The sequence below is a fragment of the Methyloversatilis sp. genome (genome assembly GCF_965284615.1).
GTDB lineage: Bacteria > Pseudomonadota > Gammaproteobacteria > Burkholderiales > Rhodocyclaceae > Methyloversatilis.
The window spans coordinates 3,025,710-3,043,950 of record NZ_OZ260098.1; the positions used below are offsets into that span (position 1 = coordinate 3,025,710).

Sequence of the window (18,241 nt, forward strand, 5' to 3'; positions counted from 1 at the left end):
GGAGTTGTGAAGTGCTCGTCCGTATCGCCGCAGCCGTGCTGCTCAGTGTTCCGCTCGCCTGCGCCGCCCAGGTCTACCAGTACAAGGACGCCCAGGGACGCACCGTTTTTTCCGACACCCCGCCGCCGGGCGCCAACGCGACGAAGAAGAACATCAATCCGCCGCCGCCGTCCGGCGACAGTTCGGGTTCGGTTCAGGAGAAGCTGCAGGAGTTCCAGAAGCGCCGCGACGAGCGGCTGGAATCGGAAGCCAAACAGGCCAAGGAACAGGCCGAGAAAGACCGGATGGCCGAGAACTGCACGCGGGCGCGCAGCAAGCTCGCGGCGCTGCAGTCGGGGCAGCGCATCGTGCGCTTCAACACGCAGGGCGAACGCGAATTCCTCGACGACGCCGGGCGCGCGAAGGAAATGGAAGAAGCGCAGAAATCGGTGTCGGAGTGGTGCAAGTAAGGGTGCGGATCAGGCCGCCGGTTCGGCCTCGCCGCCGCCCTTCTTGAGCACCTTGCCCTCGGCGGCGCGCTGTCGCCGCACTTCCTTCGGGTCAGCGATCAACGCGCGGTAGATTTCCACGCGGTCGCGATCACGCAGCACCTGGTCGGCCTTGACCAGCTTGGAAAAGACGCCGAGCTTGTTCTTCGCCAGATCGATGTCCGGATACTTCTGCAGCAGCCCGGACGCCTCGACTGCCTGCTGCGCGGTAGCACCTGCAGCCAGTTCCATCGTCACGATGTCCTGCCGCTCGGGCAGCGCATAGGCAACCTGCACGTGGATCTTGTCGCTCATCACTGCGTTCCCTGCCCGTACTGGCGATCGGCCTGCTTCACGAAGGCGTCAACAAAGGTGTTGGCGATATGGCTGAACACCGGCCCGACCACCTTCTCGATCAGCCGGCTTGAAAACTCGTAATGCAGGTTGAACTCGACCTTGCACGCGACCTCGCCCAGCGGCGTAAACAGCCAGGTGCCGTCCAGCCTGTTGAACGGTCCTTCGACCAGGCGGATGGTCATGCTGCGCGGGAACACCTTGTCGTTGGCGGTGACGAAGTGAGCCTTGACGCCGTGGTAGTTGATGTCGATGCGCGCGCGGGTCAGCACCTCGGTGCGTTCGATCAGCTGGCTGCCGCCGCACCAGGGCAGGAACTGCGGATAGTGTTCCACGTCATCGACGAGGCGGAACATCTGTTCGGCACTGCGCTCGATGAGCACGGTTTTTCGGACTTCAGCCATGTCATCAGAAGGTAAAATCGCAATTCTATCCGCGGCAGCGCCCCCTACGCAGCCCCGATTTCATTTCAGCACGCCCCTCACCGGTTTCACTTCATGAGCATTGCCGACAACAAGAAGGCCTTTCACGACTACTTCATCGAGGAACGCTTCGAAGCGGGCCTCGTGCTCGAAGGCTGGGAGGTGAAGGCGATCCGCGCCGGCCGTACGCAGCTGAAGGAGGCGTATGTGGTGCTCAAGGGCGAAGAGGTGTACGTGATAGGCATGCACGTGTCGCCGCTGCCGACCGCCTCCACCCACATCAAGCCCGACCCGACGCGCAGCCGCAAGCTGCTGCTGCACGCGAACGAGATCAGCAAGCTGATCGGTCTGGTCGAGCGCGCCGGCTACACGCTGGTGCCGCTGAACCTGCACTACACGCGTGGCCGCATCAAGCTCGAGATCGGTCTCGCCAAGGGCAAGAAGCAGTTCGACAAGCGCGAGACCGAGAAGAAGCGCGACTGGGAGCGCGAAAAGGCGCGCCTGATGCGCGACCGCGTCTGAGCGGAACGATCAGGCTTCCGCAAGTTCTGGTAGCGTCGTCCGCGCGTCGTAGCCGGTGCGGGCGATGTGCTCGGCCAGCATGGTGTCCATGGTCGAGGCGTGGTGCTCGAACCACACCGGCAGTTCGCGCACCAGCGTATGCACGATGCCCGCGTCGCCGGCCGCCGCCAGGCGTCTGACCTCACGCAGCACCTCGAGCACGCGCTCGTGTTCGCCGCGATGGCAGTGCAGCGGCGGAAAGTCCGACGCTTCCATCCAGACATCCTCCTGCGCGAAATGCGCTTCGGTGTGCGCCACCAGTTCATCGAGTAACGGCAGCGCAGCGGGTGCCGTCGCATCGTCGAGACGGGCCAGCAACTGCATGAATTCGCGGTGGATGTCGTCCATCGGCGCGAGGCCAAGTACGTGTTCCTGCTTCAGTTCGAGTGCGGACATCGCGGCTCCTTTCGTGGATGGCGCGCACTGTGCCCGCCGGGCGGACGGTGCACCTTGATCCAGATTAGGTTTGCGCCGTGTCGCGGCCGCCACAATGGCGCCGCAGCGCGGAGGCGCTGCGGCCGGCGGTGCTAAAGTGCGGCCAGATCACGAGAACACGACATGAGCCAAGAAGCCCCCACCCACATCGCCCACATCGGGCTCGGCGCCAACCTGGCGGATCCGGAAAAGCAGGTACGCGCAGCGCTCGACGAACTGGCCGCAGCGCCGGGCATCGTGCTCGAACGGAAATCGTCGCTCTATCGCACGGCGCCGATCGGCTACGACAACCAGCCCGATTTCATCAACGCCGTTGCGCGCGTGCGGACGACGCTGGAACCGCAGGCCCTGCTCGACGCCCTGCTCGACATCGAGCGCACGCACGGCCGCGTGCGCGAATTCCTGAACGCGCCGCGTACGCTGGATCTGGACGTGCTGCTGTACGAGGACCGCGTGATCAACACCGACACGCTGAACGTGCCGCACCCGCGCGCGCATCTGCGCGCCTTCGTGCTGCTGCCGCTGCTGGAGGTATCTCCGGACGTGGTGATTCCGGGCATCGGGCCGGCGAGCGCCTGGCTTGCGCACTGTCAGGACCAGCCCATCCAGCGCATCGCCGAGTAAGTCGGACATAGATAACCCTCTGTCGGACGCAAGCGCCGCAGTCGCGGCCAAGGCCGCTCCCACAGGTTGAGGCGCCCAATCCGCGGCAGGAGCAAAGAGGACGGTTCTGTGGGAGGGGTCTTCTGACCCCGACAACGGCCTGCCAGCAGCGTCCGGCGGCCGACGGATCAGCGACTCGAATGCTGCGGCTCAGAAGCCCTGTGCGAACACGCGCTGCGCCCAGATCAGGGCGGCCAGCGTCTTGGCGTCGGTCAGTTCGCCACGCCACACGGCCGACATCGCGGCTTCCAGCGACAGCGCCGTCACTTCGAGGAATTCACCCTCGTCGAGCGAAGCGCCGACATGGCGCAGGCCGCGGGCGAGGAAGATTTCGATGCGCTCGTCGGAATAGCCGATGCAGGGGTGCATCGTGCCGAGATGTTCCCAGCTGTCGGCCTCGTGGCCGGTTTCCTCGCGCAGTTCGCGGATGGCCGTCTGTTCGATCGGTTCGCCCGGATCGATCTTGCCGGCCGGAAATTCGAGGAAGACGCGCCGCGGGCCGTAGCGGAACTGACGCTCGAACACCATGCGCCCGTCCGGCAGGATGGCGATGATGACGACGGCGCCCGGATGCTTGATGTACTCGCGGATCGCCTGCTTGCCGTCCGGCAGCCGGACCTGATCCTGATAGACCTTGAGCAGGACGCCGTCGTAGACCTGACGGCTATCCAGCGTGCTTTCGGTCAGGTCGTCCGCCATCCGTCGCTTACTTCAGCGCCTGGCCGAGGGCAGATGCACACAATGCGAGCAGCGACTGCGGCATCAGGCCGATCAGCGCGATCGCCAGCGCATTGACCGACAGCAGCGCGCGCATTTCGCCGGAGGCGACCAGCGGGCTGTTGTCGAGCGGCTCGTCGAAGTACATCAGCTTGACGACGCGCAGGTAGAAGAAGGCGCCGATCAGCGACAGCAGCACGGCGAACACCGCCGTGTAGATGTAGCCGGCCGCGACGACCGCCTGCAGCACAGCGAGCTTGGCAAAGAAGCCGATGAAGAACGGAATGCCGGCCATCGAGAACATGACCATCATCAGCACCGCGGCGAACCACGGGCTGCGACGGTTCAGGCCCTTCAGGTCGTCCAGCGTTTCCGCTTCGACGCCAGCGCGCGTCAGCACCAGCAGCGTGCCGAAGGCGGCCGAGCTCATCAGCACGTAGGCGATGGTGTAGAACATCGCGCTGCCGAAGGCGTAGGACAGATGGATGTCACCCGAGGCACGCAGTTCGATCACGCCGCTGACCAGACCGAGCAGCATGAAGCCCATGTGCGAAATGGTCGAGTAGGCCAGCATGCGCTTGACATTGGTCTGCGCGATGGCGACCACGTTGCCGAGCGCGATCGACAGGATGGCGAGCAGCATCAGCATCTGCTGCCACTCTACCGCCAGCGTCGGCAGGCCGTTGACCAGCAGGCGGATCGCCATCGCGAAACCGGCCAGTTTGGGCGCCGAGCCGATCAGCAGCGTGATCGCGGTCGGCGCGCCGTGATAGACGTCGGGAATCCACATGTGGAAAGGCACGACGCCGATCTTGAAGGCCAGGCCTGCGACCAGGAAGACCAGGCCGAAGCGCAGCACGTCCATATTGGTGGCCGGGTCGGACAGCTTGCGGGCGATGGCGGAAATTTCCAGCGTCCCGGTCGCACCATAAATCATCGACATGCCGTACAGCAGCAGGCCGGACGCCAGCGCGCCGAGCACGAAGTACTTCATCGCCGCTTCGGTCGAGCGCGCCGATTCTCGGTCCAGCGCGACCAGCGCGTAGATCGCCAGCGACAGCAGTTCCAGGCCCAGGTAGAGCGTCAGGAAGTGGTTGGCCGAAATCATCACCTGCATGCCCAGCGTCGCGAACAGTACCAGCAGGTAGTACTCGCCACGCTCCAGACCGCGCGCCATCAGGTAATCGCGGCTGTAGACGACGACAGCAAACACGGTGATGTAGAGACAGCTCTTCAGCACGTCGGCGAGGCGGTCATCGACGAACATGCCGCTGAAGGTGAGCGTCGTGTCCGGTCCGGCGGTACCGGCCTGGATGGCGAAGGCGCCGGCCAGCGTCGCCAGCGTGAGCAGGTAAGGCAGCCAGCCCTGGCGTTCGGACTTGAAGAGGTCTGCGAGCAGCACGACGCAGGCCATCACCAGCACGAAGATTTCGGCCGATGCGGGGAAGAAGTCAGGCAGAGGGAAGTTCATTCTTTTGGTCCGTCAGAGCTTGCCGGCTGCGACATGGTCGAGCAGCTGGTTCACGGTCGCATGCATGATTTCGGTCACCGGCTGCGGCCAGATGCCCATGGCCAGCGTGCACACCGCCAGCACACCGAGGATGAGCATTTCGCGCGCATTGATGTCGCTCAGTTCGGCAACGTGGCTGTTGGCGACATCGCCGAACACCACGCGCTTGTACATCCACAAGGTGTAAGCCGCGCCGAGAATCAGCGTGGTGGCGGCGGCAAAGCCGGTCCAGAAATTGAACTGGATGGCGCCGAGCACGACCATGAATTCGCCGATGAAGCCGGAGGTGGCCGGCAGGCCGGCGTTGGCCATCGCGAACAGCAGGAACAGCGCGGCAAACTTCGGCATCGTATTCACGACGCCACCGTAGTCGGCGATGTTGCGGGTGTGCATGCGGTCGTAGAGCACGCCGATGCAGAGGAACATCGCGGCCGACACGAAGCCGTGCGAAATCATCTGCACCAGGGCGCCTTCGATGCCCAGCGGATTGAAGATGAAGAAGCCCAGCGTGACGAAGCCCATGTGCGAGATCGACGAATAGGCGACCAGCTTCTTCATGTCGGTCTGCGCCAGCGCGACCAGGCCGATGTAGATGACGGCGATCAGCGACAGGCCGATCACCACCGGCGCGAAGTGCTGGGCCGCGTCTGGCACGATGGGCAGCGAGAACCGGAGAAAGCCGTAGGCGCCGAGCTTCAGGCCGATCGCCGCCAGGACGGCCGAACCGCCGGTCGGCGCCTCGACGTGGGCGTCCGGCAGCCAGGTGTGCACCGGCCACATCGGCACCTTCACCGCGAAGCTGGCGAAGAAGGCCCAGAAGATCAGCGACTGCGCGGTCATCGCCAGCGGCTCGCGGTGCCAGTCGAGGATGGCGAAGCTGCCGCTCTTGTGGAACAGGTAGAGCAGCGCGACCAGCATCAGCAGCGAACCGAGCAGCGTGTAGAGGAAGAACTTGAAGGCCGCATAGACGCGGTTCTTGCCGCCCCACACACCGATGACCAGATACAGCGGGATCAGCGACGCTTCGAAGAACACGTAGAACAGGATGCCGTCGAGCGCCGAGAAGATGCCGTTCAGCAGGCCCGACATGATCAGGAAGGCGGCGAAGTACTGCGAGGGCTTGTACTCGATCACCGTCCAGCCGGCCATCACCACGAGCACCGTGATGAAGCTGTTCAGGATGACGAAGGGCATCGAGATGCCATCGACACCGAGGTGATAGTTGATGTTGTAGTCGCGTACCCAGGGCATCAACTCGACGAACTGCATGCCGGCACTGGCGGTATCGAAGCCGGTGTAGAGCGGAATCGTGACCAGGAAGCCGAAGATGGCCGTGACCAGCGCGATCAGTTTCGAGAAGGCCACATTACGGCCGTCGCCACTGGCGAGCACGAGCAGACCACCGGCAATCGGCAGCCATACGGCAAGACTGAGAAGGGGAATATCGGTCATTTCTTTGTTTGTTCAGCCGACACGTTCACCGGTCAGGGCAACCGCGTCTGGCACTCCCTCTGAATTCACGCCACGGGCGGCATCCTCACCGCCCGCACCACATCACTTGAAGCCCAGTCTCCACAGCAGCAGGAGACAGACACCGATCACCATTGCAAACGCGTAGCGGTAGATGTACCCGGTCTGTATGCCGCGGGCGAGGCGCGCAAACGCACCGACAGCCGAGGCGGAACCGTTGATCAGCACACCGTCGATGATCGTGCGGTCGCCCGCGGCCCACAGGCCGCGACCCAGCAGACGGGCGCCACCGGCGAAGACGATCTCGTTGAAGCGGTCGAAGTAGTACTTGTTCTCGAGCACCACATTGATCGGGCGGAAGATCGGCGCGATTCGGCCCGGCAGCGAGGGCATCGCGATGTACATGACCCAGGCCAGCACGACGCCACCCAGCGCGAGCCAGAACGGCAGCGCGGTGAAACCGTGCATCGCCATGCCGGCTGCGGAGTGGAAGTGCTCGCCGACCTTGGCCAGCACGTCGTGCTCAGGCAGCACCGTCACGACGCCGTCGAACCAGTCGCCGAACAGCATGGGCTGCACGGTGAAGTAGCCGATGAAAACTGACGGTATGGCCAGCAGCGCCAGCGGCACCCACACCACCCACGGCGACTCGTGCGGCTTCTCGCCCGGCGCAAGGCCGTGGTGTTCGTCGTGGTGGTCATCATCGTGATGATCGTCGCCGTGCGCGTGATGATCGTCGTGCGCCTTGCCGAAGTTCTCCGGGCCGTGGAACACGCGGAAGTACATGCGGAAGGAGTAGAAGGCGGTAATGAACACACCGGCGACCACGCAGAAGTAGGCGTAGCCGGCGCCCGGTATCGTCGAGAAATGCACCGCCTCGATGATCGAGTCCTTCGAGTAGAAGCCGGACAGGAAAGGCACGCCGATCAGCGCCAACGAGCCGAGCAGCGAGGTGAACCAGGTGATAGGCATGTACTTCCACAGGCCGCCCATATTGCGCATGTCCTGGTCGTGGTGCATGCCCATGATGACCGAGCCGGCGCCCAGGAAGAGCAGCGCCTTGAAGAAGGCGTGCGTCATCAGGTGGAACACCGCGGCCGAGTAGGCCGACACGCCCAGCGCCACCGTCATGTAGCCGAGCTGCGACAGCGTCGAATAGGCCACGACGCGCTTGATGTCGTTCTGGATGATGCCGAGGAAGCCCATGAACAGCGCAGTCGTCGCACCGATCACCAGCACAAAGGACAGCGCGGTCTCCGACAGTTCGAACAGCGGCGACATACGGGTGACCATGAAGATGCCGGCCGTCACCATCGTCGCTGCGTGGATCAGCGCCGAAATCGGGGTCGGGCCTTCCATCGAATCCGGCAGCCACACGTGCAGCGGCACCTGCGCCGACTTGCCCATCGCGCCGATGAACAGGCCGATGCAGACCGCGGTGAGCAGCGGCCAGTCGGTGCCGGCGACCGTCATGGCCACCAGCTCCTCACGCTTGGCGAACACCTCGGCGTAATTGAGCGTGCCGGCGTAGGCGGCGATCAGGCCGATTCCGAGCAGGAAGCCGAAGTCACCGACGCGGTTCACCAGGAAGGCCTTCAGGTTGGCATACACCGCGGTCGGGCGCTTGAACCAGAAACCGATCAGCAGATAGGAAACCAGACCCACCGCTTCCCAGCCGAAGAACAGCTGCACGAAGTTGTTGCTCATGACGAGCATCAGCATCGAGAAGGTGAACAGCGAAATGTAGGAGAAGAAACGGTTGTAGCCGGGATCTTCGGCCATGTAGCCGATGGTGTAGAGGTGCACCATCAGCGACACCGAGGTGACCACGAGCATCATCATCACGGTCAGCTTGTCGATCTGGAAGCCAATTTCCATCTTCAGATCGCCGCTGGTCGCCCAGGTGTAGACCGCGCCATTGAAGCTGTTGCCGGCCTGCACGTCCTGGAAGATGACCCAGGACGCGACCAGCGCCACGGCGACGCCGAGGATGGTGACGCTGTGCGCGACCCAGCGCGGAATGACGCGGCAGAACAGACCGGCGATGATGGCGCCGAACAGCGGCGCGAGCGGGACGAGCAGATAGAGCTTTTGCATCGATGTCATGTCGCTCAACCTTTCAGGCTGTCCAGATCATCGACGTGGATGGTGTTCAGGTTGCGGAACAGCACCACGAGGATGGCCAGCCCGATCGCGGATTCCGCGGCGGCTACGGTAAGGATGAAGAAAACGAAGATCTGGCCGGACGGGTCGCCGAGGTAGTGCGAGAAGGCGACGAAATTCATGTTCACCGCCAGCAGCATCAGTTCGATCGCCATCAGCAGAACGATGAGGTTCTTCCGGTTCAGGAAGATGCCGACCACGCTGATCGCGAACAGCACGGCGCCCAGCATCAGGAAGTAGGAAAGGGGCAAGGAGGTCATGTCGTGCGCTTCTTTTCTCAGTCTTTCTCGGCCGGCATCGACACCAGGCGCACGCGGTCTTCACGGCGCACCGCGATCTGCTTGGCCGGTTCCTGGAACTTGGTGTCCTTGCGCTTGCGCATGGTCAGCGCGATGGCCGCGATGATGGCGACCAGCAGGATGACCGAGGCGAGTTCGAACGGATACACGTACTCGGTGTAGATCAGCCGCCCGAGTTCCTTGGTGTTGCTGTAGCCGGCGGCGGCGGCCTCGGGCGCCGGCATGCGGTCAGCCGAGAAGTACTTGGCGCCCAGCACGGCGAACATCTCGGCCAGCATCAGGCCAGCTACGATGAGGCCCGGTACCAGATTGGCCCAGAAGCCCTCGCGCATCCGCTCGATATTGATGTCCAGCATCATCACGACGAAGAGGAAGAGCACCATCACCGCGCCGACATAGACCAGCACCAGCGCGATCGCGAGGAACTCGGCCTGCAGCAGCATCCAGATGCCACCGGCGGTGAAGAAGGACAGCACCAGGTAAAGCGCCGCGTGCACCGGGTTGCGCGCAGTGATGACGCGCAGCGATGCAGCGACCAGGATGGCGCTGAGGAAGAAGAAAACTGCGGTCTGGAAATCCATCATCGATTCGTTCTTGTCCGTTCCCTTGAGCCCTGCCCGCTCGCGCGGGCCCGGCCATCAGCGGTACTTCGAGTCCGCTTCCCTGTCCTTGGCGATCTGCGTTTCATAGCGGTCGCCGACGGCCAGCAGCATCTGCTTGGTGTAGTACAGGTCACCGCGCTTTTCACCGTGGTACTCGAGCACGCGCGTCTCGACGATGGCATCGACCGGACAGGCTTCCTCGCAGAAACCGCAGAAGATGCACTTGGTCAGATCGATGTCGTAACGCGTGGTACGGCGGGTGCCGTCGTCACGCTGATCCGACTCGATGGTGATGGCCATCGCCGGGCACACCGCCTCGCACAGCTTGCAGGCAATGCAGCGTTCCTCGCCGTTCGGATAGCGGCGCAGCGCGTGCAGACCGCGGAAACGCGGCGACTGCGGCGTCTTCTCTTCCGGAAACTGCAGGGTGATCTTGCGCGCGAACAGGTGACGGCCGGTCAGCGCCATGCCCTTCACCAGTTCGGTCAGCATCAGCCCGCCGAACAAATCTCTCATCGAACCCATAACGCGTCCCTTACTTCCAGATCGACAGCGGAGACATCATCCAGCCGCCGATGAACACGAGCCACACGATGGTGACCGGGATGAAAACCTTCCAGCCCAGACGCATGATCTGGTCATAGCGGTAGCGCGGGAAAGTCGCGCGCAGCCACAGGAAGAAGAACAGGCAGAAAGCGCTCTTCGCCGCCAGCCAGTGGAAACCGTCCGGCAGGAAACCGACCGGCGACAGCCAGCCGCCGAGGAACATGATCGAGGTCAGCGTCGCGATCAGGATCATGTTGGCGTACTCGGCCAGGAAGAACAGCGCGAACGCCATGCCCGAGTATTCGATCATGTGACCGGCGACGATTTCCGACTCGCCTTCCACCACGTCGAACGGCGAGCGGTTGGTTTCTGCCACGCCGGCGATGAAGTAGACGATGAACATCGGGAACAGCGGCAGCCAGTTCCACGACAGCACGCCCAGGCCCATGTTGGCGAACATGCCCTCGCCCTGCCCGCGCACGATGTCCGACAGGTTCAGGCTCTGCGACACCATCAGCACGGTCACCAGCGCGAAGCCCATGGCGATTTCGTAGGCGACGATCTGCGCCGCCGAACGCAGGCTGCCGAGGAAGGCGTACTTCGAGTTCGACGCCCAGCCGGCGATGATGACGCCGTACACACCCATCGACGTGATGGCCATGATGTAGAGCAGGCCGGCGTTGATGTCGGCCAGCACCAGACCGTCGTTGAACGGGATGACCGCCCAGGCGGCCAGCGACGGCGCCAGCGCCAGCACCGGCGCCAGCACGAACAGCGTCTTGCTCGACGCCGACGGCAGCACGATTTCCTTGAACAGCAGCTTCAGGCCGTCGGCGATCGGCTGTGCCAGACCGCCCAGTGCCTTGATGCCGAAGAAGGTGACGCGGTTCGGACCGTTGCGCACCTGCATCCAGCCGATGATCTTGCGCTCGGCCAGCGTCAGGTAGGCGACACAGCCCATCAGCGGCAGGATGATCGCGAAGATCTTGACCAGGGTCCACACCGGCACCCAGGCGGCGCCGAGCAGGTCCTGCACGGGTTGCAGCAGCGCGTCCATTACAGGGCCTCCACGTTCAGGATGCCGGACAGCGTGCCCAGCGGCGCAGTCTGCGGCCAGCCGGCCGACACGCGCACGCAGCCTGCCGGCACGGTGTCATCCAGCGCAAGATCAAGTTCGCTCGACCAGGCCGAACCGCGCACGCGGACGCGCTTCGCCTCGGTCAGGCCGGACGCCGCAGCGGTGGCCGGATTCACGCGGGCCATCGGCGCCGCGGAATCGCGCGCGGCAGCCAGTGCCGGTGCGCGACGCACCAGCGCGTCGTTACGGTAGATCGGGTAGTCGGCGATGCGCTGCAGACCGGTCACCGCGGACGGACGCGCGAACGCGACATCGCTCGCGGTGTTGTCCAGCTTGTACTCGGGCAGCCAGCCATTCGCACCGGCCAGCGCTTCGTCGCGCACCGCTTCCGACGAATCGAACTTGAAGCCGCCCAGCTCGAGCAGGCTGCCGAGCACGCGCAGCACCTTCCACGCCGGACGGGTTTCGCCCTTCGGACGCACCACCGCGTGGAAACTCTGGATGCGGCCTTCGACACTGACGAAGGTGCCGGAGGTTTCGGTGAAGGGCGACACCGGCAGCAGACAGTCGGCGTAGTCCAGACCGGTCTTGAACGGCGACATGACGATGACGGTGTCGGCGCCCTTCAGCGCTTCGACCGCCATCGGCGCGTTGGCCGCGTCGAGTTCGGGTTCGGTGTGCAGCAGCACGTAGGCGCGCAGGCCGCCGAGCAGCATCTGCTGTGCATTCAGGCCGGATTGCGCACCGACGGCGGCAGCGCCGACGCTGTTCGCGGCTTCGCCCAGATAACCCAGCGTGGCGCCGGTCAAGCGCGCCAGTTCCTGCGCCAGTGCGTGCAGGCCAGCGGCGTCCGGGTGCTGCTGAACGACGGAACCGAGGAAGATGGCGCGTTCGCCGTCGTCGCACAGGCTCTGTGCAGTGCGGCGGGCCGCATCCGACACCTCGGCCGATTCAGCACCGGCGGGCACGGCGACGCCGCGGATCCCGGCCGCGGCCTTCACCAGCGCGGCCAGTTCACCAGCCAGTGCCGACGGCGCGACGGTGACACGTGCGAAAGTGGTCATCAGCCAGTCTTCGTTGCTGACGCCGAGCGCACTGACGCGGGTGCCGCGACGGGCCGCCTGACGCAGGCGCTGCGCCATCAGCGGGTGATCCTTGCGCAGGAAGCTGCCGACGACCAGCGCTGCGGACAGCTTCGATACGTCGGCCACCTTCATGCCCAGCCAGGGGATGCCGGCCAGCTTGCCGTCCAGACCGAAATCGGTCTGGCGCAGACGGTGGTCGATGTTGCCGCCACCGAGGCCGCGCATCAGTTGCGCGCCCAGATACAGCTCTTCGGTCGTCGAATACGGCGCGGCCAGCATGCCGATCTTTACGGCGCCGTGTTCGTCGGCGACGCGCTTCAGGCTGTTGGCGGCGTATTCGAGCGCGGTCTGCCAATCGACCTCGATCCACTTGCCGTCCTGCTTGATCATCGGCGTGGTCAGACGATCGTCGCTGTTCAGCGCTTCGTAGGAGAAGCGGTCACGGTCGGAAATCCAGCACTCGTTGACCTCCTCGTTCTCCAGCGGCAGCACGCGCTTCACTTCGTCGTGCTTGACCTGGACGACGAGGTTGGTGCCCAGGCTGTCATGCGGACTCACGGTCTTGCGACGCGACAGTTCCCAGGTACGGGCCGAATAGCGGAAGGGCTTGGAGGTGAGCGCGCCGACCGGGCACAGGTCGATCATGTTGCCCGACAGTTCGGAATCGACCGTGTGACCGACGAAGGTCATGATTTCCGAATGCTCGCCGCGATTGGCCATGCCCAGTTCCATGACGCCGGCGATTTCCTGGCCGAAGCGCACACAGCGGGTGCAGTGGATGCAGCGGGTCATGTCGGTCGAAATCAGCGGACCGAGATTCTTGTTCATCACCACCCGCTTCTCTTCCTGGTAGCGGGAGGCCGACGCACCGTAACCGACGGCGAGATCCTGCAGCTGGCACTCGCCACCCTGATCGCAGATCGGGCAATCCAGCGGGTGATTGATCAGCAGGAATTCCATCACGCCCTTCTGCGCGGTGATGGCCTGATCGGAATGCGTCTGCACCTTCATGCCGTTGGTGACCGGCGTGGCACACGCGGGCAGCGGCTTCGGCGCGCGCTCGACCTGCACCAGACACATGCGGCAGTTGGCGGCGATGGACAGTTTCTTGTGATAGCAGAAGTGCGGAATGTGCAGGCCCAGACGGTTGGCCGCATCCATCACGGTACTGCCGTCCGGCACTTCCAGCTTCTGGCCGTCGATCTCGATCTCTAGCATGCTGCGTGTTCCACGTAAATGCGGCTGCCTTCGCGCTGCACGTCCACCGGGACGAGGCAGTGCTTGTGCTCGACGTGATACTCAAATTCGGACCGGAAGTGCTTGATGAAGCTCTTCACCGGGAAAGCGGCGGCGTCGCCCAGCGCGCAGATGGTGCGGCCGGCGATGTTGCTGGCGACGTTGTCCAGCGTGTCGAGGTCGTCCGGGCGGCCCTGGCCGTGCTCGATGCGATGCACCATGCGGTACAGCCAGCCGGTACCCTCGCGGCAGGGCGTACACTGGCCGCAGGATTCCTCGTGATAGAAGTAGGACAGCCGCTCCAGCGACTTCACCATGCAGGTGGTCTCGTCCATCACGATGACCGCGCCCGAACCCAGCATGGAGCCGGCCTTGGAGATGGAGTCATAGTCCATCGTGCAGTCCATCATGATGTCGGCCGGCAGCACCGGTGCCGACGAGCCGCCGGGAATGACCGCCTTCAGCTTGCGGCCGCCGCGCATGCCGCCGCACATTTCGAGCAGCGCCGCGAACGGCGTGCCGAGCGGGATTTCATAGACGCCCGGGCGATTGACGTGGCCGGACACCGAGAAGATCTTGGTGCCGCCGTTGTTCGGCTTGCCCAGCGCCTGGAAAGCCTCGCCGCCGTTGTTGATGATCCATGGAATGGCCGCGAAGGTTTCCGTGTTGTTGATCGTGGTCGGCTTGCCGTACAGGCCGTGGCTGGCCGGGAACGGCGGCTTGAAGCGCGGCTGCCCCTTCTTGCCTTCGATCGATTCGAGCAGCGCAGTCTCTTCGCCGCAGATGTAGGCGCCCCAGCCATGGTGCGCGAACAGGTCGAAATCGAAACCCTTGCCCAGAATGTTCTTGCCGATGAAGCCGGCGGCACGCGCTTCGGCCAGCGCTTCCTCGAAGCGCTGGTAGAGCGAGAACACTTCGCCGTGGATGTAGTTGTAGCCGCGGGTGCAGCCCATCACGAAACCGGCGATGGCCATGCCCTCGATGACCAGGTGCGGGTTGTAGCGCAGCAGGTCGCGGTCCTTGAAGGTGCCCGGTTCGCCTTCGTCCGAGTTGCAGACGACGTACTTGTCCATCGGGAACTGGCGCGGCATGAAGCTCCACTTCAGGCCGGTGGGGAAACCTGCGCCGCCACGGCCGCGCAGGTCGGATTTCTTCACCTCGGCGATGATCTGGTCCGCCGTCATGCCGGATTCGAGAATCTTGCGCAGCGCCGAATAGCCGCCGCGCTTGATGTAGTGCTCGATGCCCCAGGTGTTGTCGCCGTCCAGGCCGGCGAGCAGGATGGCTTGCGGGTTCTCGGGGGCGTTCATTTCAGCTCGTCCAGCAGTGCGTCGATCTTCTCGCGGCTCATCCAGCTGCACAGACGCGTGTTGTTGACGATGATGGCCGGCGCGTCGCCGCACACACCCATGCACTCGCCTTCCTTCAGCGTGAAGCGGCCGTCGGCGGTGGTTTCGTTGAAACCGATGCCCAGCTTCTCCTTCACGTACTCGGCCGCCTGCTCGCCGCCGGACAGCGCACAGGGCAGGTTCGTGCAAACGGTGATCTTCCAGCGACCGACCGGCTTCACGTCGTACATGTTGTAGAAGGTAGCCACTTCCATCGCCGCCATCGGCGGGATGTTCAGATGGACGGCCACGGCCTCGATCGCTTCGGGCGACAGCCAGCCGTTCTGTTCCTGCGCAATGCGCAGGCCGGCCATCACGGCGGAGATCGCCTGGCCTTCGGGGTACTTCGCGACTTCGCGGTCGATCGCCGCGCGCGACGCTTCACTCAGCGAGAAACTCATTCTGTCCATGCTCACCGGATGCTTATCGGTCAATCTCGCCGAACACGATGTCCATCGTGCCGATGATGGCGACGACGTCGGAAATCATGTGTCCGCGGGACATTTCATCCATCGCCGCCAGGTGTGCGAAACCGGGCGCGCGGATCTTCAGGCGGTAGGGCTTGTTGGCGCCGTCCGACATCGCGTAGATGCCGAACTCGCCCTTCGGGTGTTCCACCGCGGCATAGCACTCGCCTTCCGGCACGTGGATGCCTTCGGTGAACAGCTTGAAGTGGTGGATCAGCTCTTCCATATTGCCCTTCATCGCTTCGCGCGACGGCGGTGCAACCTTGTGGTTGGGGCTGATGACCGGGCCCGGGTTCTTGCGCAGCCAGTCGATGCACTGACGGATGATGCGGTTGGACTGGCGCATCTCTTCGATGCGGACCAGGTAGCGGTCGTAGCTGTCGCCATTGATGCCGACCGGGATATCGAAATCCATGCGGTCGTACACTTCATACGGCTGCTTCTTGCGCAGGTCCCAGGCGATGCCCGAACCACGCAGCATCGGGCCAGTGAAACCGAGCGCCTTGGCGCGCTCAGGCGTCACGATGCCGATGTTGACCAGACGCTGCTTCCAGATGCGGTTGTCGGTGAGCAGGGTTTCATACTCGTTGACATAGCGCGGGAAGCGATTGGTGAAATCCTCGAGGAAGTCGAGCATCGAACCGCTGCGGTTCTCGTTCAGCCGCTTGATCGCTTCGGCGTTCTTGAACTTGTTCGCCTGGTACTGCGGCATTGTGTCCGGCAGATCGCGGTAGACGCCGCCCGGACGGTAGTAGGCCGCGTGCATGCGCGCGCCCGACACCGCCTCGTAGGCGTCCATCAGGTCTTCGCGCTCGCGGAAGGCGTACAGGAACACCGTCATCGCGCCGACGTCGAGTGCGTGCGCGCCAAGCCACAGCAGGTGGTTCAGGATGCGCGTGATCTCGTCGAACATGACGCGGATGTACTGCGCGCGCTCCGGCACGTCGATCTGCAGCAGCTTCTCGATCGCCATGCAGTAGGCGTGCTCGTTGCACATCATCGACACGTAGTCGAGACGGTCCATGTAGGGCACGCTCTGTACCCAGGTGCGGGTCTCGGCCAGCTTCTCGGTCGCGCGATGCAGCAGGCCGATGTGCGGGTCGGCGCGCTGGACGACTTCGCCGTCCAGTTCGAGCACCAGACGCAGCACGCCGTGGGCCGCCGGATGCTGCGGCCCGAAGTTCATCGTGTAGTTGCGGATCTCAGCCATGGCCGACGTCCCCGTAGTTTTCTTCGCGCACGACGCGCGGCGTGACTTCGCGCGGTGCGATGGTGACCGGCTGGTAGATGACCCGCTTGGTTTCCGGGTCATAGCGCATTTCGACGTGACCCGAAATCGGGAAGTCCTTGCGGAAGGGGTGACCGACGAAACCGTAATCGGTCAGCAGGCGACGCAGGTCGCCATGACCGGCGAACATGATGCCGAACAGGTCGAAGGCTTCGCGCTCGAACCAGTTGGCCGCCGGCCACACGTCGTTCACCGAGGCGATGACCGGAAAGTCCTCGTCCGACACGAAGGCGCGCAGGCGCAGGCGCAGGTTGGCGGCAATCGACATCAGATGCACCACGACCGCGTAACGCGCGCCCGAAGAACGGGTCGCGTGCGTTGACAGATCGAGGCCGCACAGGTCGATCAACTGCTCGAACGGCGTGTCGGCATGATCGCGCAGTGCGAGCGCGATGTCGTGGTAGTCGTCGGCGCCGATCTCAATGGTCAGCTCGCCCAGTTCGACGGCAGCAGTGCGGATCTTGTCACCGAACTGCGCCATCAGCGCGTCGCGCAGGGATTCAATGCGTGTGCTCATGACGTTCAGCGGGCGATGGTGCTGGTGCGGCGGATCTTGTTCTGCAGCTGCATCAGGCCGTAGATCAGCGCCTCGGCCGTCGGCGGACAGCCCGGCACATAGACGTTGACCGGCACGATGCGGTCGCAGCCGCGCACCACCGAGTAGGAGTAATGGTAGTAACCGCCGCCGTTGGCACAGGAGCCCATCGACAGCACCCAGCGCGGCTCGGGCATCTGGTCATAGACGCGACGCAGCGCCGGCGCCATCTTGTTGCACAGCGTGCCGGCCACGATCATCAGATCGGACTGCCGGGGGCTGGGGCGAAACACGATGCCGAAGCGGTCGAGGTCGTAACGCGAAGCACCCGCCTGCATCATCTCGACAGCACAGCAAGCCAGACCGAAGGTCATCGGCCACAAGGAGCCGGTGCGGGTCCAGTTGATCAGCTTGTCGAGCTGAGTCGTGACGAAGCCTTCCTGAAGAACGCCTTCAATGCTCATCGATCAATCCGTCGTAATAACTTAATTGGGCAGACGCCCGACCGCCTGGCAGGATCACTCCCAGTCCAGCGCGCCCTTCTTCCATTCGTAGATGAAACCCACGACCAGAATGCCGAGGAAAATCATCATCGCGACAAAACCGAACATGCCGATCTCTTCGAGCACGATGGCCCACGGGAAGAGGAAGGCGATTTCCAGGTCGAACAGGATGAACAGGATGGCCACGAGGTAGTAGCGCACATCGAACTTCATGCGCGTGTCTTCGAACGCTTCGAAGCCACACTCGTAGGGGGAGAGCTTGTCGGGGTCCGGGCGGCTGGGGCCGACCAGCTTGCCGGCGATCATCGGCACGAAACCGAAACCGATGCCGATGAGAATGAACAGAAGGATCGGAAAGTATTCGATCAACATGACGGGTTATTCATGCGTGAAATCATTTCCGGCGGCACGGGGAGTAATCCGGGGCCGGCTCACGGCGCACCACCGATCGG

General features: G+C 63.8%; 21 protein-coding genes. 3 read left to right on the forward strand and 18 right to left on the reverse strand.

The genetic code is table 11. From position 1 onward, the window contains the following. Nucleotides 1-11: 11 nt before the first annotated feature. Entirely contained in the window at nt 12-449 is a 438-nt protein-coding gene (locus ACQ66H_RS14345; protein WP_304002568.1) for a DUF4124 domain-containing protein, read from the forward strand. Nucleotides 450-458: 9 nt separating this feature from the next. Here the strand turns inward: ACQ66H_RS14345 and ACQ66H_RS14350 are convergent, their stop codons facing one another. Both ACQ66H_RS14350 and ACQ66H_RS14355 read right to left on the reverse strand, forming a co-directional pair. Beyond that, entirely contained in the window at nt 459-782 is a 324-nt protein-coding gene (locus ACQ66H_RS14350; protein WP_304002566.1) for an RnfH family protein, read from the reverse strand. Continuing rightward, complete coding sequence (locus ACQ66H_RS14355) at nt 782-1,225, reverse strand: type II toxin-antitoxin system RatA family toxin (RefSeq protein WP_304002564.1); 444 nt, start codon at nt 1,223-1,225, stop codon at nt 782-784. Before ACQ66H_RS14355 ends, ACQ66H_RS14350 begins: the two co-directional genes overlap by 1 nt. A gap of 93 nt (nt 1,226-1,318) precedes the next feature. On the opposite strand from ACQ66H_RS14355, the gene smpB reads away from it, so the two are divergent. Then, nucleotides 1,319-1,765: an SsrA-binding protein SmpB gene (smpB, locus tag ACQ66H_RS14360; RefSeq protein WP_020165267.1), complete on the forward strand. Its 447-nt coding sequence runs from the start codon at nt 1,319-1,321 to the stop codon at nt 1,763-1,765. Between the two features lie 9 nt (nt 1,766-1,774). Here smpB and ACQ66H_RS14365 read toward each other — a convergent pair whose 3' ends face one another. Beyond that, nucleotides 1,775-2,200, reverse strand: a complete 426-nt coding sequence (locus ACQ66H_RS14365) for a hemerythrin domain-containing protein (RefSeq protein WP_430434579.1) — start codon at nt 2,198-2,200, stop codon at nt 1,775-1,777. Between the two features lie 162 nt (nt 2,201-2,362). On the opposite strand from ACQ66H_RS14365, the gene folK reads away from it, so the two are divergent. Then, a complete protein-coding gene (gene folK / locus ACQ66H_RS14370) occupies nt 2,363-2,863 on the forward strand; it encodes a 2-amino-4-hydroxy-6-hydroxymethyldihydropteridine diphosphokinase (protein ID WP_430434580.1) in 501 nt (166 codons plus the stop codon). A 189-nt stretch (nt 2,864-3,052) separates the two neighbouring features. On the opposite strand, the gene ACQ66H_RS14375 is transcribed toward folK, so the two are convergent. From ACQ66H_RS14375 to ACQ66H_RS14445, 15 genes are all read right to left on the reverse strand, one after another. Further along, nucleotides 3,053-3,601 carry an NUDIX domain-containing protein gene (locus tag ACQ66H_RS14375; protein ID WP_430434581.1) on the reverse strand — a complete coding sequence of 183 codons (549 nt, stop codon included), beginning with the start codon at nt 3,599-3,601 and terminating at the stop codon, nt 3,053-3,055. Nucleotides 3,602-3,608: 7 nt separating this feature from the next. After that, nucleotides 3,609-5,090 carry an NADH-quinone oxidoreductase subunit NuoN gene (gene nuoN / locus ACQ66H_RS14380; RefSeq protein WP_430434582.1) on the reverse strand — a complete coding sequence of 494 codons (1,482 nt, stop codon included), beginning with the start codon at nt 5,088-5,090 and terminating at the stop codon, nt 3,609-3,611. Nucleotides 5,091-5,102: 12 nt separating this feature from the next. Further along, the gene (locus ACQ66H_RS14385) at nt 5,103-6,581 is read right to left on the reverse strand and encodes an NADH-quinone oxidoreductase subunit M (protein ID WP_304002551.1); all 1,479 of its coding nucleotides are present in this window, start codon (nt 6,579-6,581) and stop codon (nt 5,103-5,105) included. A gap of 102 nt (nt 6,582-6,683) precedes the next feature. Next, nucleotides 6,684-8,705 carry an NADH-quinone oxidoreductase subunit L gene (gene nuoL, locus ACQ66H_RS14390; protein ID WP_430434583.1) on the reverse strand — a complete coding sequence of 674 codons (2,022 nt, stop codon included), beginning with the start codon at nt 8,703-8,705 and terminating at the stop codon, nt 6,684-6,686. Between the two features lie 5 nt (nt 8,706-8,710). After that, nucleotides 8,711-9,022 (reverse strand): NADH-quinone oxidoreductase subunit NuoK, encoded by a 312-nt coding sequence (gene nuoK / locus ACQ66H_RS14395; protein ID WP_020165274.1) that lies wholly within the window; start codon nt 9,020-9,022, stop codon nt 8,711-8,713. Nucleotides 9,023-9,039: 17 nt separating this feature from the next. Next, nucleotides 9,040-9,642: an NADH-quinone oxidoreductase subunit J gene (locus ACQ66H_RS14400; RefSeq protein ID WP_020165275.1), complete on the reverse strand. Its 603-nt coding sequence runs from the start codon at nt 9,640-9,642 to the stop codon at nt 9,040-9,042. A gap of 57 nt (nt 9,643-9,699) precedes the next feature. Then, the gene (gene nuoI, locus ACQ66H_RS14405) at nt 9,700-10,179 is read right to left on the reverse strand and encodes an NADH-quinone oxidoreductase subunit NuoI (protein ID WP_198291215.1); all 480 of its coding nucleotides are present in this window, start codon (nt 10,177-10,179) and stop codon (nt 9,700-9,702) included. A 19-nt stretch (nt 10,180-10,198) separates the two neighbouring features. Then, nucleotides 10,199-11,266 (reverse strand): NADH-quinone oxidoreductase subunit NuoH, encoded by a 1,068-nt coding sequence (gene nuoH / locus ACQ66H_RS14410; protein ID WP_019917529.1) that lies wholly within the window; start codon nt 11,264-11,266, stop codon nt 10,199-10,201. Continuing rightward, nucleotides 11,266-13,590, reverse strand: a complete 2,325-nt coding sequence (gene nuoG, locus ACQ66H_RS14415) for an NADH-quinone oxidoreductase subunit NuoG (RefSeq protein WP_430434584.1) — start codon at nt 13,588-13,590, stop codon at nt 11,266-11,268. The genes nuoH and nuoG overlap by 1 nt, the downstream gene beginning before the upstream one ends. After that, nucleotides 13,584-14,918: an NADH-quinone oxidoreductase subunit NuoF gene (nuoF, locus tag ACQ66H_RS14420; protein ID WP_020165279.1), complete on the reverse strand. Its 1,335-nt coding sequence runs from the start codon at nt 14,916-14,918 to the stop codon at nt 13,584-13,586. Before nuoF ends, nuoG begins: the two co-directional genes overlap by 7 nt. After that, nucleotides 14,915-15,397, reverse strand: coding sequence for an NADH-quinone oxidoreductase subunit NuoE (gene nuoE / locus ACQ66H_RS14425; protein WP_430435646.1), 483 nt, complete (start codon nt 15,395-15,397; stop codon nt 14,915-14,917). The genes nuoF and nuoE overlap by 4 nt, the downstream gene beginning before the upstream one ends. A gap of 22 nt (nt 15,398-15,419) precedes the next feature. Beyond that, the gene (locus tag ACQ66H_RS14430) at nt 15,420-16,673 is read right to left on the reverse strand and encodes an NADH-quinone oxidoreductase subunit D (RefSeq protein WP_430434585.1); all 1,254 of its coding nucleotides are present in this window, start codon (nt 16,671-16,673) and stop codon (nt 15,420-15,422) included. Beyond that, nucleotides 16,666-17,268, reverse strand: coding sequence for an NADH-quinone oxidoreductase subunit C (locus ACQ66H_RS14435; protein WP_430434586.1), 603 nt, complete (start codon nt 17,266-17,268; stop codon nt 16,666-16,668). The genes ACQ66H_RS14430 and ACQ66H_RS14435 overlap by 8 nt, the downstream gene beginning before the upstream one ends. A gap of 5 nt (nt 17,269-17,273) precedes the next feature. Next, the gene (locus ACQ66H_RS14440; RefSeq protein ID WP_430434587.1) at nt 17,274-17,750 is read right to left on the reverse strand and encodes a NuoB/complex I 20 kDa subunit family protein; all 477 of its coding nucleotides are present in this window, start codon (nt 17,748-17,750) and stop codon (nt 17,274-17,276) included. A 54-nt stretch (nt 17,751-17,804) separates the two neighbouring features. Beyond that, entirely contained in the window at nt 17,805-18,161 is a 357-nt protein-coding gene (locus ACQ66H_RS14445; protein ID WP_304012448.1) for an NADH-quinone oxidoreductase subunit A, read from the reverse strand. Between the last annotated feature and the right edge of the window lie 80 nt (nt 18,162-18,241).

Bases quoted from the DNA above. Each gene is read 5' to 3' on its own strand.
- ACQ66H_RS14350 (WP_304002566.1), bottom strand. From the start codon at position 782: ATGAGCGACAAGATCCACGTGCAGGTTGCCTATGCGCTGCCCGAGCGG.
- ACQ66H_RS14355 (WP_304002564.1), bottom strand. From the start codon at position 1,225: ATGGCTGAAGTCCGAAAAACCGTGCTCATCGAGCGCAGTGCCGAACAG.
- smpB (WP_020165267.1), top strand. From the start codon at position 1,319: ATGAGCATTGCCGACAACAAGAAGGCCTTTCACGACTACTTCATCGAG.
- ACQ66H_RS14365 (WP_430434579.1), bottom strand. From the start codon at position 2,200: ATGTCCGCACTCGAACTGAAGCAGGAACACGTACTTGGCCTCGCGCCG.
- folK (WP_430434580.1), top strand. From the start codon at position 2,363: ATGAGCCAAGAAGCCCCCACCCACATCGCCCACATCGGGCTCGGCGCC.
- ACQ66H_RS14375 (WP_430434581.1), bottom strand. From the start codon at position 3,601: ATGGCGGACGACCTGACCGAAAGCACGCTGGATAGCCGTCAGGTCTAC.
- nuoN (WP_430434582.1), bottom strand. From the start codon at position 5,090: ATGAACTTCCCTCTGCCTGACTTCTTCCCCGCATCGGCCGAAATCTTC.
- ACQ66H_RS14385 (WP_304002551.1), bottom strand. From the start codon at position 6,581: ATGACCGATATTCCCCTTCTCAGTCTTGCCGTATGGCTGCCGATTGCC.
- nuoL (WP_430434583.1), bottom strand. From the start codon at position 8,705: ATGACATCGATGCAAAAGCTCTATCTGCTCGTCCCGCTCGCGCCGCTG.
- nuoK (WP_020165274.1), bottom strand. From the start codon at position 9,022: ATGACCTCCTTGCCCCTTTCCTACTTCCTGATGCTGGGCGCCGTGCTG.
- ACQ66H_RS14400 (WP_020165275.1), bottom strand. From the start codon at position 9,642: ATGGATTTCCAGACCGCAGTTTTCTTCTTCCTCAGCGCCATCCTGGTC.
- nuoI (WP_198291215.1), bottom strand. From the start codon at position 10,179: ATGAGAGATTTGTTCGGCGGGCTGATGCTGACCGAACTGGTGAAGGGC.
- nuoH (WP_019917529.1), bottom strand. From the start codon at position 11,266: ATGGACGCGCTGCTGCAACCCGTGCAGGACCTGCTCGGCGCCGCCTGG.
- nuoG (WP_430434584.1), bottom strand. From the start codon at position 13,590: ATGCTAGAGATCGAGATCGACGGCCAGAAGCTGGAAGTGCCGGACGGC.
- nuoF (WP_020165279.1), bottom strand. From the start codon at position 14,918: ATGAACGCCCCCGAGAACCCGCAAGCCATCCTGCTCGCCGGCCTGGAC.
- nuoE (WP_430435646.1), bottom strand. From the start codon at position 15,397: ATGAGTTTCTCGCTGAGTGAAGCGTCGCGCGCGGCGATCGACCGCGAA.
- ACQ66H_RS14430 (WP_430434585.1), bottom strand. From the start codon at position 16,673: ATGGCTGAGATCCGCAACTACACGATGAACTTCGGGCCGCAGCATCCG.
- ACQ66H_RS14435 (WP_430434586.1), bottom strand. From the start codon at position 17,268: ATGAGCACACGCATTGAATCCCTGCGCGACGCGCTGATGGCGCAGTTC.
- ACQ66H_RS14440 (WP_430434587.1), bottom strand. From the start codon at position 17,750: ATGAGCATTGAAGGCGTTCTTCAGGAAGGCTTCGTCACGACTCAGCTC.
- ACQ66H_RS14445 (WP_304012448.1), bottom strand. From the start codon at position 18,161: ATGTTGATCGAATACTTTCCGATCCTTCTGTTCATTCTCATCGGCATC.